Genomic DNA, 16348 nt, shown 5'->3' on the forward strand with positions numbered 1-16348 from the left:
CAATGAGTATAAAACTCGAATCGTGCTCCTGAACTCGTGGGCGCATAGTAGCGAGGCGATCCGAATTGATCCGTGAGAGAGATCGCACTAACTATTAACAAATCAGCGTAGGACGTAAATTGAATGACGTTTTCCACGCTAGGTCACATTTGTAACAACATATTTATCAGAAGGCAGTAAGGCATGACGACCACAAGCAGTGTTCAGGTAATTGCTCCACAGACAATCAACACCATGACGTTTCCACTTCATGGTGCGCGTTTAATTGAAGCATCGGCGGGTACAGGTAAAACATTTACCATCGCTGGCTTGTACTTACGCCTACTGCTCGGACACGGTACGGCAGCACCACAAGATGAGCTTACAGAAGCTACCCGACATCACGAGCCGCTCACTGTAGATCAAATCCTAGTCGTGACTTTTACCGAAGCGGCAACCGCAGAATTGCGAGATCGCATCCGTGCACGAATCCATGATGCGCGCATTGCATTTGCTCGCGGGCAAAGTGACGACCCAGTGATTGCGCCTTTGTTGCAAGAGATCGAAGACCACGCTGGCGCAGCTAAAACTCTGCTTAACGCTGAAAGACAAATGGATGAAGCGGCGGTCTACACCATTCACGGCTTCTGTCAGCGAATGTTGACTCAAAATGCCTTCGAGTCTGGCAGCCGCTTTGATAATGAATTTGTGACCGATGAAAGTCACCTAAAAGCGCAAGTGGTTGCTGACTATTGGCGTAAGCAGTTTTACCCGCTACCTATTCAATTGGCTGGTGAGGTTCGTAACATTTGGGGTTCCCCTGCTGCGTTATTAGCGGACGTAAATCGTTATCTGACGGGCTCTCCTTTGAAGTTGACGGTAGAAGCAATGTCGGGTGACTTGCAAACTCTGCACAACCAAAACCTAGATAAAGTGAAGCAACTTAAAGCACTGTGGTGTGAATCTGAAGCGGACTTTTTGGCTTTGATCTCAGGCTCGGATGTGAACAAGCGCAGCTATACCAAGAAGTCTTTACCAACATGGTTAGAGGCTGTAACGGCATGGGCGCAGAGCGACACTCATGATTATCAATATCCAGACAAGTTAGAAAAGTTCTCTCAAGCCACGTTAATTGAAAAAACACCGAAAGGCACCGCGCCTCAGCATGCCGTTTTCGAAGCCATTGATGATTTCCTAAATAACCCAGCCGACTTGAAGGCTCCGTTATTGGCGCACGCGATTACCCATTGTCGAACTATGTTAGCCAAGGCAAAACAGCAGAAGCAGTGGTTGTCATTTGATGACCTACTGACTCAGTTATCTGCGTCGATCGATGTCGATGAGCAGTCATTGCTGGTGGAAAGAATTCGCACCTTATACCCAGTGGCGATGATCGATGAATTCCAAGATACCGATCCGCTGCAGTACAGTATTTTTAGCCGAATCTACCTCGATAACCCGCAGTGTGGTCTGTTTATGATCGGTGACCCGAAGCAGGCTATCTACGGTTTCCGTGGCGCGGATATCTTTACCTACATTAAGGCAAGAAACCAAGTTAGTGCTCACTATACGTTAGGGACTAACTGGCGTTCGAGTGCAGATATGGTCAGCGCAGTAAACCAAGTGTTTATGAATTCGGATAGCCCGTTTATCTACGATCAAGACATTCCATTTTTGCCCGTTGCTGCCAGTCCATCTGCTGACAAGCGCCAATGGGTGATGAATGGCCAGACTCAACATGCACTGACCTTTTGGCTGCAAGAGGCTGAAGACAAGCCATTGCCGAAAGGCGAATATCACAAAGCTATGGCAGAAGCGACAGCGAGTCAAATTCAAACTATTCTGACCGCTTCTCAAAATCAACAAGCCTATTTTGATAATGGCAAAAAACAGCATGCCGTGAATGCGGGTGATATTGCTGTCTTGGTTCGAACCGGCAGTGAAGGTCGTCTGATCAAGAACGCGCTGTCTGAGCAAGGCATTGCAAGTGTGTATTTGTCTAACAGAGACAGTGTATTCACCAGCTTGGTTGCGCAAGATATTCAACGTCTGCTGCAAGCGGTGCTGACACCAGAAAACGACCGAGCATTGCGCGCGAGTCTAGCCTCCGAGTTATTTGCTCTAGATGCGGCTTCATTGGATGAACTCAACAACGATGAAGTGGTGTGGGAAAACGTGGTTAACGAATTTCGAGAATATCGTAAGTTGTGGCTGCAGCGTGGCGTGCTACCAATGCTTCGTAGCGTGATCAGCAAGCGACATCTCGCGGAACGTTTACTGGAAGAAGAAAATGGTGAGCGCTCACTTACCGATTTAATGCACATTGGCGAATTGCTGCAACAAGCAAGGCAGGAACTCGATAGTGATTATGGTTTGTTGCGTTGGTTAGCAGAAGCGATTTCCGATGCTCAAAATGGTTTAGGCGGCAGTGAGGATGACATTCAGCGTCTTGAGTCAGAGAGAAACTTGGTTCAAATCGTTACTATTCACAAATCGAAAGGTTTGGAATATGACTTAGTATTCCTCCCATTTGTCGCGAGTTACCGAGAAGCGAGCGAAGGCAAATTCTACGATCATGATTCAGATACCACAGTACTGGATATTACAGGTAGTGATAGTGCCTTAGCCCAAGCCGATAAAGAACGATTAGCGGAAGACTTGCGTTTGATTTATGTAGCGCTGACTCGCGCGGTTTATGGCTGTTTCATTGGTATGGCACCACTGCGTAAAGGGCGTTCAACCAAAGAGCCTACCGGCGTGCATTTGAGTGCGATGGGCTATTTGGTTCAAAACGGTCAAGAGCAAGGCATTGCCGAATTGCATCAGGCTCTTGCAACCATTGAGGGCAAGAACTCCAGTGTGCTGTTAGCCGAAACACCAACCGCCCACGATCAAGTGTTTGTACAAACAGAGCAAGTGAGTGAAGACTTACATGCGAACGAGCTCAAGGCTTCAATCGACAGGGCTTGGCGTATCACCAGTTATTCGGGGCTTGTAAAGCAAGGCAGTCACGGTGCGAGTCATGACGCGACCATTGAGGTGTCTGGCTTTGATATTGATTCGGCTGATGAGCAGGATGAGTCTGAGTTGATTGAGCCTGAACGCTCTATATTTACGTTCCCTCGTGGTGCTCGCCCAGGTACTTTCTTGCACACCTTGTTTGAGGAGGTTGAATTTACCGAGCCAGCAACCAGTGAACATAACACGCAAGTAATCAATCACTTATTAGAATCAGAGCAATATGAATTAGAGTGGCTACCTGTGCTTCAGCAACTGGTCGATACAGTGCTGAACACCGCATTAGACGGCAAGAACTTAAAACTAAGCGAGAAAGACTCAACACAACGCTTAGTTGAGATGGAGTTCTTACTGCCAATTGAAGTATTGGCCTCATCAGAGTTGAATCAAACCATTCAATATCATGATCCATTGTCAGCCAAAGCGGGCGACCTAGGTTTTCAAACCGTGCAAGGTATGCTGAAAGGCTTCATCGATTTGGTGTTCGAGCATCAAGGTAAATACTATGTTCTTGACTGGAAATCGAATCATTTAGGTGATGATGTTGCCGTCTACCATGGCGAGGCATTGAAATCGGCGATGGCTGACCACCGTTATGATCTGCAATATCAGATCTATGCATTGGCGCTGCACCGTTTTTTGCGTAGTCGTGTTGCCAATTACAGCTACGAACAACATTTTGGCGGCGTGTACTACTTGTTCTTACGAGGAATGGACGGTCAATCTCAGCAAGGTATTTTCTCGGCGAAACCAACACTGGCGTTACTTGATGAAATGGATCAATTGATTGACGGTAAAGTGATAGACAGACGTTCAGCACAATTGAATGACGATGAAACTGGACAGATGGGGCTTTTATAATGACAACAACGACCACTAATACCAGCATAGAAACAGCGAACACAACGAAGCCAGTTTCACTTATTCCTGAGCAACTTATGGATGTACTCAAGTTTCTTGCAGATAAGGGTTCGATTCGTCAGTTGGATTATCAGTTTGCCCGTTTTATTGCTCAGCAAGCCACGAGTTACTCTCAAGAGATCGGCTTTCTCGCTGGGGTAGTGAGCCATGAATTAGGCAAAGGACACATTTGTACTCAGCTTATACAGCAGCATACGATAGGCCCTGCACAAACGGCAGATATAGCCCAGTTACTTGGGTTGTACGGTGAAACGGCGCTGCAATTGAATCAAAAGCTATTAGGTATTGATTGGGTGACTGTTTTGCAATCATCTAACCTCGTTGGCGCAACTAATGACTGTGTTAAGCCTCTGATGTTTGATGGACGGCGCGTCTACTTGCAGCGTTACTGGAACTATGAGGTTGTGCTGGCTGACACCTTAAATCGTTTAAGTAAGCCGGTAGAGTTCAATATTGAACAGAAAAAGGCGCTGACGGAAACACTCAATCAGCTTTTCGCACGTAGTTATCACTTTCTGTTTAACGCCTTAGCCAAGGCTGAAACAAATCAGCAGACGTCTCAGGTACTGCGCCAACAGTTGGTGTGTGATCATCTTGATATTGTCGATGAGCAATCTTTGAATTGGGGCGCAATTGACCAAGCGATTGTTCAAGCCAAGCAGGTAACGGACTTAGATGTTCTAGACAGCTTGGTACCGCTATCGGCATGTTTGAATTGGCAAAAAGTGGCAGCAGCAGTAGCTCTAAGTCGTCGCTTTGCAGTGATCTCTGGTGGGCCGGGTACTGGTAAAACAACCACGGTAACCAAATTACTGTCAGCGATGGTCGAGCAATCACTAAGCCAAGGTAAAACGCCAACGATAAAGCTCGTGGCACCAACGGGTAAAGCGGCGGCGCGTTTAACTGAATCGATCGGTAAAGCGATTGAACAGTTACCATTAGCGCCTGAAGTGAAAGCCAACATACCAACGGAATCGAGCACTTTGCACCGATTGCTTGGTGCTATTCCCACCCGTGCTGAGTTTCGACATAACCGACGTAATCCACTTCACCTTGATATATTGGTAGTGGATGAAGCTTCGATGGTTGATTTATCGATGATGTATAAGCTGGTGGATGCGCTCCCTGAACACGCAAGGCTGATTCTGCTTGGGGATAAAGACCAACTGGCTTCCGTTGAGGCCGGTGCAGTTTTAGGTGATATCTGTTCATTTAACTCTACAGGTTACAGCAGCGCGCAAGGCAACTTGATTGCGGAGATGACAGGTTTCGATGCGATAGCGAAGACACCACAAGCAAAAGCGGGAGCCGTTAATCCTCCGGCGATTGCTGACAGCCTATGTATGCTGCAGAAGAGTTACCGTTTCGATGCGCGCTCAGGTATTGGGCAGTTGGCAAAAGCAATCAATAACGGCTCTGCGAATCAAGTAGACCAAGTGTTTGCCAAAGGGTTTGGCGATATTGAGAACCATCCTCTATCGAGTGACAGCTATAACTTGATGCTGCGTACCTTGGTTAATGAGTATGGTGCGTATCTCAATAGAATGAATGTACCGTTGGAAGAGTTAGAAACTCAAGAAGCGAGAGCCAAATCGGTACTCGATTTGTTCAGCCAATGTCGACTGTTGTGTTCTATTCGTGAAGGTGATTTTGGTGTTAAAGGCCTCAACCACAGAATTGAAAGAGCGCTTGCCGCAAGGCGTTTAGTGAATCCACACAATGATGAATTGTGGTATCACGGGCGACCTGTAATGGTAACGCGTAACGATCATGGCTTGGGTTTATACAATGGTGATATTGGTATCTGCATGCTTGAATCGGATTCAAGCCACTCTGACTCTGCACCTAGATTGAAGGTTTATTTTGAGTTGCCCGATGGCAGCGTAAAGGCGGTGCTACCAAGCCGAGTACCAGATCATGAAACGGCTTATGCGATGACGATTCACAAATCTCAGGGCAGTGAATTTGATCTGACCTTAATGATCCTGCCGCCAGATTTCAGCCTAATTTTGACGCGAGAGCTTATCTACACAGGTATTACGCGCGCGAAGAAACGACTGATGATGTTCAGTGATACTAACGTATTAAAGCGTGGGATTAAGGTGAAAACAGAGCGAGTGAGTGGTTTAGGCAGTCGCTTAACGAATTAGTTGTTAGTTACTGCTAGAAAGGACTTGAACCTAAGCTAGATAAACACAAAGCAACCATCCCTGGTTGCTTTGAACGTTATTAAGACTCTTTGCTTAAAAACGCTCGAGTAAACGATATGTGGTTTATCTTGTACTTTGCTTGGCAATTCAAAATAAACTCTTTTAGATTCTCGCTAACAGGGAACACGCAGTGTACGTCTAGCCCTTCTAAGAATTGGTTATCAGCCATATCCCAAAAACTTTGCAGCGAGTTACAAACAATGGTTCTCATATCAATGTTGCTCTTTTTGCTGTTTATATTAACGAGCAGAGCTAATGTTAGCGTGCTGACCGTCAACGGGTATAGCAATCCGTGCAGTGACCACCTCAATGAGTTCGATATGACTATCGAGATGGCAATTCCAATAAAAACATTTGTTAAGATTATTAAAGCGTTTAAATTCTATACAATTATACGTGTGAGTGAAAGTGCATAGTTGATAAATCTCATATGGAAAACGATTACATTTGCAATTATTTTTCTTCTGAAGTGAGATTGTGCTCCAAAACTTTATTTATACGTTGAGCGCCAAGATCTTTGAGTTACGTTGATAGTTGTATAGCCCTTGTTTTTCCATCGGTAATTCATCAACCGCTATCTCGTAAAAACCTTGTTCACGGAACCAGTGAAGGCTGTGCGTAGTAAGGACAAAGATCTGGTCGATATCACGAGATTTTGATTGGTGGCGCATGTAATCCAGCAGCAATTGCCCACGGTTTCCATCGCGATAATCAGGATGAATCGCCACACACGCCATCTCTGCCATGTGATCTTCCGGATACGCATATAGTGCAGCGCAACCAATAATCAGACCGTCTTTTTCGATGATCGTAAAACGGTGAATTTCTTGTTCCAATTGTTCTCTTGAACGACGAACGAGAATGCCTTGTTCTTCCAAAGGACGAATAAGGTCAAAGATGCCACCAATATCGTCAATCTGAGCTTGTCTTACTTGCTCAGCACTCGCCATAACCACTTGGGTCCCAATACCATCAAAAGAGAACAATTCTTGGATTAACGCGCCATCTACCTTGTAGCTGATTAGATGACAACGAGGCACCCCGGCACGACAAGCGGAGATCGCTCCTTTCAAGAAGCGCAGTGTTCCTGTGCTCATGTCTTCGGCAGGATTTTGAGATTCCGTTAATCGTTCTAGAATTTGCTTGGCATCTTTAGGGAAGAGTTCGGCGAGCACGTTACCGCGTTCATCTGTTACCCCTTGTTCGGAGCAAAAGCCAATAAGCTTGTCGGCCTTTAGACGAATAGCAACTTGGGTAGCGACCTCTTCAGAAAGTAGGTTAAAGCTTTCGCCTGTCACGGAGCTGGCAATAGGGCCAAGCAGTACAATTGAACCTTGGTCAAGTGTGCGATTGATCCCTTCGATATCGATTCGACGAATACGCCCGCTGTGGCAATAATCCGTACCGTCATCCACGCCAAGCGGTTGAGCCGTAATGAAGTTACCACTCATCACATTGAGTTGAGTGCCTGCCATCGGGGTGTTGTTTAAACTCATCGAAAGTCGAGCAGTGATGGCAAGTTGTAGTTGGCCAGCAGCCTGCATAGCGACGCCCAGAGAATATTCATCAGTGACCCTAATATTCTTGTGATAAGGCGTATGGCAATCTTGCTTAGCGAGCAATTGGTTGATCTGCGGTCTTGCCCCGTGAACGAGAACAATTTTTACTCCAAGGCTGTGGAGCAAGGCTATATCACTAATAATGTTACCAAAGTTCCTGTCGGCAACGGCTTCGCCTCCCAGCATAATGACCATGGTTTTGCCACGGTGAGCATTGACATAAGGGGTTGATTGTCTGAAACCTTTTACTAGCGCTGTACTTCTTAATTTCACAGAACAAGTCCATTTTGTTTATTTATTCGATAATTTAGCATTTAAATTCAAATGTAAACAACACCTTTTTGGAATAAAGCGCAAACTATTCTTATCTAGGCTTCAATATATAAACTGTCTCAGTGTAGAATGCGCATAGCATCCTTATGAGTAGTCACCGAATGCAACAAGCTCCAGCGACAAACAACAAAATCGATGAGATAACCAAAGGTCTCTACAGCGAAGCTGATCAGCGCAATCAATCTAAGTTGAAGCGTAAGATCATTGAACGTTGTTTAATGGTTCTAGCTTTGGTGGGTTCGTTTGCGGTGGTTTCTTTGTTCGGCGATGTGCTTTCCCGAGTGCAAGATGCGGCGACGCCTGATCATCTAATATATGGTACTTGGATAGAGCAGGATGTTGCACATTATGCGACGGATGAGTTTGTTCTGAATGCTAATGGTGTATCAGTTCGTGGGTCTGTTGTTTCGACGAGCTTTGACTTTGACGGTAGCTACTTTGAATATAAGGCGGGTGATAAAACCTATCGCTTCCGCATGACCAATTCTGACAATACAGAAATGGTGCTCGATTCTGACAGTCACTACAATCCCATCTTCCGCCTTAAAGGCCATATCGATAACTCCGTCCGATAGGTTATCTTCTTGTAAACTCTTACAATCTACGATTGTGTTATCTGACTGTTTTTGTCATCCTCGATGCATAGAATTTTTAGGATGACTCTTGTGATTAAAAAATGGCTTCCCCTTGTCGCTGCCTCTTTGTTATTTGGCTGTGCTCAACCCACTGATCTTGCTCAACAACACCTTGATGACGAATTTCCTCGTACCTTGAATAAGGTCGATCAGGTTGAATCCAATAAACCAAGAGACTACACCGCATTTGCAGAACAAGCTGAGATGGTGGTTTCTAAATCCCCTTCGATGGCTAAAATCTATGAGCCGCTTTATCAACAACTCAATGAGTGGGCGATGCTGAGTGGAGATCCAAGCGAACTCGCTAATTTTGGCGTTCAAACTGCTCAACTAGGTGGTGGTGATAAACAAGGCAATGTTTTGTTTACGGGCTACTTTTCTCCTGTTATGGAACTGCGCCACGAAGCGAATGAAGAATACCGTTACCCAGTTTACGGGCTTCCTGAGTGTAGTAAAGAGTGTCCAACACGCGAAGAGATTTACAACGGCGCACTAGAAGGTCAAGGCCTTGAGTTAGGTTACTCAGCAAACCGTATCGACCCATTTATGATGGAAGTGCAGGGCAGTGGGTTCGTGCACTTCGGTGATGATGATACGCTGCAGTATTTCGCATACGCAGGTAAGAACAATAAAGCTTATGTGAGCATTGGCCGTGTTTTGATTGAGCGAGGCTTAGTTCCACGCGAAAAAATGTCACTAAAAGCAATCAAAGAGTGGGTATTGGCAAACGATCCTGAAGTGGTCAAAGAGTTGCTTGAGCAAAATCCATCTTTCGTGTTTTTTGAAGCGAGAGACGACTTGTCAGTAATGGGCAGTGCTGGGATTCCTCTATTGCCAATGGCTGCAGTAGCTGGCGATCGCTCTATCTTGCCTATGGGAACTCCAATTCTGGCTGAGGTTCCTTTATTGAATGCGGATGGTACTTGGAGCGGTGCGCACCAATTAAGATTGTTATTGGTTTTGGATACGGGCGGCGCAGTTAAGCAGAACCATTTGGATCTCTACCATGGTATGGGGCCGCGAGCAGGCACTGAAGCGGGTCACTACAAGCATTTTGGTCGCGTGTGGAAGCTTGGCTTAGATGGCAGCGCAACCGAAGCGCCTTGGGCTTTACCACCTGAAAAGGTCGAGTAAGCGGCAATAAAATAGGGCATTGAAAGCGAATCGCTAATCCCCTAGACTTTTTATTCAAGAGTGCGTATAAAACGCACTCTTTTCTTTTTCTCAGAAATAAATTGGCGGCAACAATGCGTGAATTGACCACTCCAGCTTCAGAAAACTATGACCAACGATTTGGTGGCACCCGTCGCCTATATGGCAATAGTGAAGTCGATATACTTAGAGCAGCACACGTGTGTGTTATCGGTATTGGCGGTGTAGGTTCATGGGCTGTTGAAGCACTTGCTCGTACTGGTTTAGGTGAGCTGACTTTGATCGATATGGATGATGTGTGTGTGACTAACATCAACCGTCAAATTCATGCAATGTCGGGCACGGTTGGTAAGAGCAAAATCGAAGTGATGGCCGAGCGTGTTAAGCTGATTAACCCTGAGTGTAAAGTTAACCTGATTGACGATTTCATCGGTCCTGATAATCAGGCGGAGTACTTATCGAAAGAGTTCGATTTTGTGTTGGATGCGATCGATAGCATGAAAGCTAAGGCTTCGCTATTGGCGTATTGCCGCAGTAACAAAATCAAAGTAATCACCACTGGTGGTGCGGGGGGGCAAATCGACCCAACGCAAATCAAAGTGGCCGATTTGACTAAAACGATTCAAGATCCGCTAGCGAAGAAGCTAAAAGATACCCTTCGTCGTCATCATAATTTCCCTAAGAATCCAGCGCGTAAGTTTGGTATCGATTGTGTGTTCTCGACTGAACAGCTGAAATACCCTCAAGCTGACGGCAGTGTATGTGCTGCGAAAGCAACAGCTGAAGGTCCAAAGCGCATGGATTGTGCGACAGGCTTTGGTGCGGCAACCGTGGTAACGGCGACTTTTGGTTTTGTGGCTGTTTCGCGTATTGTAGAAAAGCTGATTCAAAAGCACGCTAAGTAACGTCTTCTATTCAATTAATAATCGACTGGATATTAAAATGACCACATTCCCAAGCTCTCCATTCGGCACTGAAATTACCAGTGATGATATCGTCGCGAAAATGCAGACATTCAGCGGCTGGGAAGACCGTTATCGCCAAGTGATTCAATGGGGTAAGAAACTACCAACTATGCCTGATGAACTGAAAAGTGAGCAGGTTGTGGTATCTGGTTGTGAGAGCCAAGTATGGTTAGTTTCGCAGAACATCGACGGTGTTTGGTACTTTTGTGCTGATTCTGATGCTCGCATCGTTCGCGGTCTGATTGCATTAGTGATGGCTGCGTATGATGGAAAAACATCAGAGCAGGTTCAAGCGTTCGATATTGATGAATACTTCGAAAAAATCGGTCTAATTACCCATCTAAGCCCATCTCGCGGTAATGGATTAAAAGCGATTGTTGCTCAAATCCAAGAGCTAAGTGCTTAACATTTCTTAGACACACAGAAACAAAAAGGGTTGACGCTAAACGCCAACCCTAAATAATTTCGCTCGCGACTCGGCTAAAGCATATCAACGGCTTTTTCTATCGCCGCTACGAGCTTTTCAACATCATCCATGTTGTTGTAAATACCAAATGAAATTCGAACCGTTCCTTTCACTCCAAGTGCATCCATTAATGGGTGCGCACAGTGGTGACCAGCGCGAACGGCAATACCTTGTTGGTCGAGTAACGTTGCAATATCTTGATGGTGAACGCCATTCATCACAAAGGTAATTACGCTCGAATTTGGCTTGTAACCGAGTATCTGGATGTCATCCAATTGACTGAGTGCTTGATGGGTTTTGTGTTGTAGCTGGTGGATATGATCTTCCACGTCTTGTTGTTCATACTGATGTAACCACTCGATTGCTGAACTTAAAGCGATGGCACCTGCTACGTTTGGTGTGCCTGCTTCGAACTTACCAGGCAGTTTAGAAAACGTAGTGCCAGAAAAAGAGACGCGTTCAACCATTTTGCCACCGCCATGCCACGGCGGCATCGCTTCGAGCAATTCTAGTTTGCCGTAAAGCACACCAATCCCTGCTGGAGCATAGAGTTTGTGCCCTGAGAATACGTAGAAATCTGCGCCCAAAGTGGCAACATCCAATGGTTCATGGACAATGCCTTGTGCGCCATCGACGACAACCACGGCATTCATCTCATGTGCCTTTTCGATAACTTGCTCAATCGGTTGGCGAGAACCCGTCACATTGGTTATCTGAGCCAGAGCTACGATCTTGGTTCGTTCAGTCAACAGTGCATCAAAAGCAGCAAGGTCGAATTCGCAGTCAGATGTCATTGGGATTTTGATGATCTTAGCACCGGTTTGTTCTGCCACAATTTGCCAAGGGACAATGTTGGCGTGGTGTTCCATTTCGCTCACTAGGATTTCATCGCCCGGTTGGAGGGTACTTCTAGCGTAGGTTTGAGCGATAAGGTTGAGTGCTTCGGTGGCACCGCGAGTCCAGATAATCTCTTTCGATGAGGTTGCGCCAATAAACTGAGCGACCTTGTCTCTTGCCGCTTCAAATTGACTGGTCGCGTTCGCCGTTAAGCTATGACTACCACGGTGAACATTGGCATTTTGTTTGGAGTAATATTGGCTAATGGCATCAATAACTACCTGAGGTTTTTGTGTTGTTGCCGCGCTGTCTAAGTAAATCAATGGTTGTTGATTGATGGTTTGTGATAGCGCAGGAAACTGCTCTCGGATGTGATTGATATCAAGCATCTATTCTTACCTAAATCTTGGAAATTGGTGCTAGCTTAATGCTAAGCGGTATCATTATTTTATCGCGACTTGTTAACCGTTGCTGACTAATCTTGATGATTCCAGCTATTTTCTTGCTCTTTGACCTGATCGAACAGCTTTTGGTTAACGGGAACTTCTATCTGATGCTTATTTGCTGTTTTTATCAGGTGCCCAGTGATGAAGTCGATCTCAGTCTTTCTTTGATAAAGCATATCTTGCTTCATTGAAGAGTTGTTCTGTGCTGTGGCGTGAATAACCTTGTTGACGCTCGCTTCTAACTCTTCGATCGAACAATCAATACCTTCTGCCTGCATAACTTTTGTGAGCTCTTCAACTATAGAGATTAAAGTATCTCCAAACTTTTGGTCTGCAAGTTCGCCATTCTTGACTTGTTCTAACCCAGTCAGCGGGTTGATTGCACAGTTGATGGCGAGTTTGGTCCAAAGCGCGGCTTTAATCTCTGGGTTCCAACTCACAGCGGGGAGAGCATGATCCAATACATTAACTAAAAAAGTGCACTGTTGCCCATTGAGGTTAAAAGCACCCAGTTGAGTTTGGCCAACTCCAGTGTGAGATACACTATTACGATCAGGTTTGAATGCAGCTTGGGTGGTGGTTGCTAGTACTACCGGGTGGTCATTAATTTGAGCTGCTATCTGATCAACTGCGCCCATTCCGTTATGCATGAACATGAGAATGGTATCAGAGTCGAGATATTGAAGTAACGGAGTGGTGGCTTCTTCTACTTGCCAAGCCTTGACCGTAAAGATCACTAAGTCACTTGCAGATAGCTTTTCTATATTGTTATTACTGAAGGAAAGTGAAGCTTGCTCATCAAGTGATAGGTCAATTGAGGTTTCAGGGGAGCGGCTCCACAAAGAGACATTATGACCAGCTTGAAGTAGTTTTATTGCCCATAAAGAGCCAATTGCTCCAGGTCCAACAATAGTGATGTTCACAGCAATACCGAGATAAGAAAGTGATGCTGCAAGGATAGCGAGGCATTAAATGAAAGCAATAAAAAATGGCACCCGAGGGTGCCATTTTGGAAACTTTCTTAGAAGTTCGATTAGAACTTGTAAGTTACTGCTACGTAGTGACCTACGCCAGAAGATTCAGCTTGTGAAGTAGGATCCCACGGAAGGTCTGCACCGTCTTCAAAACCGTATACATCGCTGTATAGCTTCAAGCCGTAACCAACTGCAAAGCGATCTGAGTGCCAGTAAATACCGTTAAACATCGCGCCGCCGTTGCTTACTTGAGCGTACTCATCTTTCATACCGAATTGGTAATCGATGTAACCTTGGTAAGAGATGAATGAACCGTTCTCGAAGAAGTAGAAAGGCTTGAACCAGTTAGTTGAGATTTGGAAACCGTTCCAATCTTTTTGGTTTGAATCGTATGTACCGTAAAGGTTTAGACCCATTTTGCCGAACCATGGAACCATTACGTCAGAACCTAGACCAACTTTCTGAGTGTTAACACCACCGTTGTTACCATCCCACTCGAAAAGAGTTGAAAGGTATAGTTCTTCAACTGGACCGAAAGAAAGGTCTTTGCCAGTTAAGCCGTCAAGAGACATACGAGGAGCAAATTTCATGAAGATTTTGCCATCTTTGTCTGCTTTGTCGCTGCTTGAGTCTGATGTTAGGTTAAATACATCAACATAGCCGTAAAGGTCGAAGATTCCAGAGCGACCACCAAATTCCATCTCTAGGTAATCATGAGTAGATTCGTAAGGACCTTTCTCGTTGATTGCCCCCATGATGTTGAACTGCATCCACTTGTAATCGTTTTTGTGGATGTCGCCGTCAGAATAATCCGCTGCCATTACTGGAGCAGAAGTTGCTGCAAGTAGGCCAAGAGTTAAAAGTGATTTACGCATAATGGAACTCTCTATGTTAAAAATGAATAACCCGCTAATCCGTGCGTGTTTATGATGTCCGAATGCCGAGCATAATAGCGATTTTGTTCTCAAATAAAAGTGAGACAGAGTGAAAACTACAATTATTAAGGTGAGGGTGATCACACTAACGATCTAAATGATGGAACTTTAAGATGGCAATGCATCTTGATGCACCTTTAATTCTATTGATTTTGTGAAATTAGATTATTTTGTGGATAAATCGGCGAAATGCTGCTCTAAGCAAACGATTCTACTAAATTGAGTGACATGCATATCAAAATCAACAGTATTCCTTTCTAACCGTTTTCTCGTAAAAAGTGACTCATTCAACCCACCTCTCAATCCAGTCTTTGATCCATTTTTAACCAACTTCGTACTGCAGTTTGAATCAATTGATGAACATCTCATGTGATGACTGATTAGAAATTGGAATCTAGCTACTTTTCGAATCACTGAGAATTAATGACAGTTCACAGCACTAAACCATGAGGCGATTGTTAAATATTGGTTGTTAGATTGCTCTGTTGTGTGACGAACTAGTCAAACTTTTTTGGAGAGAAGACCGATGAAATATTCACCAATACTCGCCGTAGCGATATCAGCCCTGTTCATTGTTGGGTGTGACGATGACGATGAACCGACAACACAACTGCAAGCTGCGCATGCATCGCCAGATGCTCCCTTAGCCAATGTTCTAGTGAACAGTCAGGCTCGTTGGAGTGGTGTCGATTATGCTCAGGCATCCGGATACACTTCAGTCAATCAAGGCCAGACAACTCTTCAGGTCGATGTCCAACTCCCAGGTGACGCAGTTGCCACTGTAATTTCGCCAAGTCAATTCGATTTGAACGGTGAATTAGATTACACCGTGATGGTGGTTGGTGACGCTGACGGTTCTAATAACCCGGTTGAGGCTTTAGTCGTGACGCGACCTGCTGAGGGGACGGCAACCAGCTCTACCTTAGACGTGCAAGTGGTTCATGCTGCTACGGGCGTCGGCGATGTAAACCTATATGTGACAGGACCGAGTGATCCATTGGGCGCTCCGCTTGGTACGCTGGGATATAAAGACTTTACTGATGTACTCAATATTCCTGCAGGACAATATCGTGTGAGATTAGAAACCGTGAGCGGCAGTGCTATTACTTTTGACTCTGGAGAAATAACTCTGTCTGGCGGTAGCGAGCTAACGATTGCGGCTGTGCCAAGAGCTGACTCAAATAGTGCATCTCCAGTGAAGTTGATGGTGATGGATGGTAGCGGTTCCTCTTTAATCTACGACATGTCTGAAACTTCCGAAGTGAGAGTCGGTCATCTCGTTGATGGCGCCCCAGATGTAGATGTTTTTGTCAACGGAGCTGCATTTGCACCTCTTGCTGATTTGATGTTTAAAGAGATCCGAGGATTTCTTGACTTAGCAGCCGGAAGTTATGACATTGACATATTTGCTGATGGCACAACGACCAACGCATTGATTGATGCTGACGGGGTGGCTGTGTTTGCTGGCATGGATTACAGCATCTATGCGGTAGGTACGGTAACTCCACTGAGTTTGGAACCATTGGTTATTCCTGAAAACCGTCGTCCGGTTGCGACCAGCGCAGTGCTAAACATTACCCACGCCGCTGCTAACCCAATTGCGGCATCGGTGGATATTTACTTAACAGAAAACGCGGGGATCTCTGGTAGCACTCCAGCGCTAAGTGATGTGAAGTTCAAAGATTATGTGAATGGTATTTATGTTGCGGCGGGGTCTTACTTTGTGACGATTACTGTAGCGGGTCAGCCGTCAGTTGTGGCTATCGACTCTGCGCCAGCAACCTTAGCTGATGGTGTGGTGTATCAAGTTGTGGCGATTGATGATTCGATGGGAACGGGTTTTAATCTTATTGTTAGTGATACAACCGATTAGCTTTTCTTAGATTGGTAGTGACAAAGTAAAAGAAGGTAGCGTGAT

The 16348-nt window shown here is 45.3% G+C and carries 12 protein-coding genes; 7 read left to right on the forward strand and 5 right to left on the reverse strand.

What is annotated here, in order from left to right:
- Positions 1-183: 183 nt before the first annotated feature.
- Entirely contained in the window at positions 184-3858 is a 3675-nt protein-coding gene (gene recB / locus ATB74_RS19445) for an exodeoxyribonuclease V subunit beta (RefSeq protein WP_061019493.1), read from the forward strand.
- On the forward strand, positions 3858-6068 hold the full coding sequence (recD, locus tag ATB74_RS19450) for an exodeoxyribonuclease V subunit alpha (protein WP_061019494.1): 2211 nt from the start codon (positions 3858-3860) through the stop codon (positions 6066-6068). Before recB ends, recD begins: the two co-directional genes overlap by 1 nt.
- Before the next feature lie 79 nt (positions 6069-6147).
- Here the strand turns inward: recD and ATB74_RS19455 are convergent, their stop codons facing one another.
- Positions 6148-6339: a hypothetical protein gene (locus ATB74_RS19455; RefSeq protein ID WP_004735192.1), complete on the reverse strand. Its 192-nt coding sequence runs from the start codon at positions 6337-6339 to the stop codon at positions 6148-6150.
- 283 nt (positions 6340-6622) lie between these two features.
- Positions 6623-7960 (reverse strand): amino-acid N-acetyltransferase, encoded by a 1338-nt coding sequence (gene argA / locus ATB74_RS19465; protein ID WP_017065782.1) that lies wholly within the window; start codon positions 7958-7960, stop codon positions 6623-6625.
- Positions 7961-8121: 161 nt separating this feature from the next.
- On the opposite strand from argA, the gene ATB74_RS19470 reads away from it, so the two are divergent.
- The 4 genes from ATB74_RS19470 to csdE all read left to right on the forward strand — a co-directional run bounded on the left by ATB74_RS19470 (position 8122) and on the right by csdE (position 11178).
- Positions 8122-8595, forward strand: a complete 474-nt coding sequence (locus tag ATB74_RS19470) for a DUF2850 domain-containing protein (RefSeq protein ID WP_061019496.1) — start codon at positions 8122-8124, stop codon at positions 8593-8595.
- 81 nt (positions 8596-8676) lie between these two features.
- Positions 8677-9789 (forward strand): murein transglycosylase A, encoded by a 1113-nt coding sequence (gene mltA, locus ATB74_RS19475; RefSeq protein WP_061019497.1) that lies wholly within the window; start codon positions 8677-8679, stop codon positions 9787-9789.
- 113 nt (positions 9790-9902) lie between these two features.
- Entirely contained in the window at positions 9903-10712 is an 810-nt protein-coding gene (gene tcdA / locus ATB74_RS19480) for a tRNA cyclic N6-threonylcarbamoyladenosine(37) synthase TcdA (protein WP_017059899.1), read from the forward strand.
- A 37-nt stretch (positions 10713-10749) separates the two neighbouring features.
- Complete coding sequence (csdE, locus tag ATB74_RS19485) at positions 10750-11178, forward strand: cysteine desulfurase sulfur acceptor subunit CsdE (protein WP_061019498.1); 429 nt, start codon at positions 10750-10752, stop codon at positions 11176-11178.
- A gap of 74 nt (positions 11179-11252) precedes the next feature.
- Here the strand turns inward: csdE and csdA are convergent, their stop codons facing one another.
- The 3 genes from csdA to ATB74_RS19500 form a co-directional block, all read right to left on the reverse strand.
- Positions 11253-12464: a cysteine desulfurase CsdA gene (csdA, locus tag ATB74_RS19490; protein ID WP_061019499.1), complete on the reverse strand. Its 1212-nt coding sequence runs from the start codon at positions 12462-12464 to the stop codon at positions 11253-11255.
- 86 nt (positions 12465-12550) lie between these two features.
- On the reverse strand, positions 12551-13444 hold the full coding sequence (panE, locus tag ATB74_RS19495; RefSeq protein ID WP_061019500.1) for a 2-dehydropantoate 2-reductase: 894 nt from the start codon (positions 13442-13444) through the stop codon (positions 12551-12553).
- 110 nt (positions 13445-13554) lie between these two features.
- The gene (locus tag ATB74_RS19500; protein WP_061019501.1) at positions 13555-14370 is read right to left on the reverse strand and encodes an outer membrane protein OmpK; all 816 of its coding nucleotides are present in this window, start codon (positions 14368-14370) and stop codon (positions 13555-13557) included.
- A 586-nt stretch (positions 14371-14956) separates the two neighbouring features.
- Here ATB74_RS19500 and ATB74_RS19505 point away from each other — a divergent pair.
- The gene (locus tag ATB74_RS19505) at positions 14957-16303 is read left to right on the forward strand and encodes a DUF4397 domain-containing protein (protein ID WP_061019502.1); all 1347 of its coding nucleotides are present in this window, start codon (positions 14957-14959) and stop codon (positions 16301-16303) included.
- Positions 16304-16348 lie beyond the last annotated feature (45 nt).

Origin of the sequence: Vibrio splendidus (assembly GCF_001557875.1) — a bacterium.
In the GTDB taxonomy this organism is placed as follows: domain Bacteria; phylum Pseudomonadota; class Gammaproteobacteria; order Enterobacterales; family Vibrionaceae; genus Vibrio; species Vibrio splendidus_F.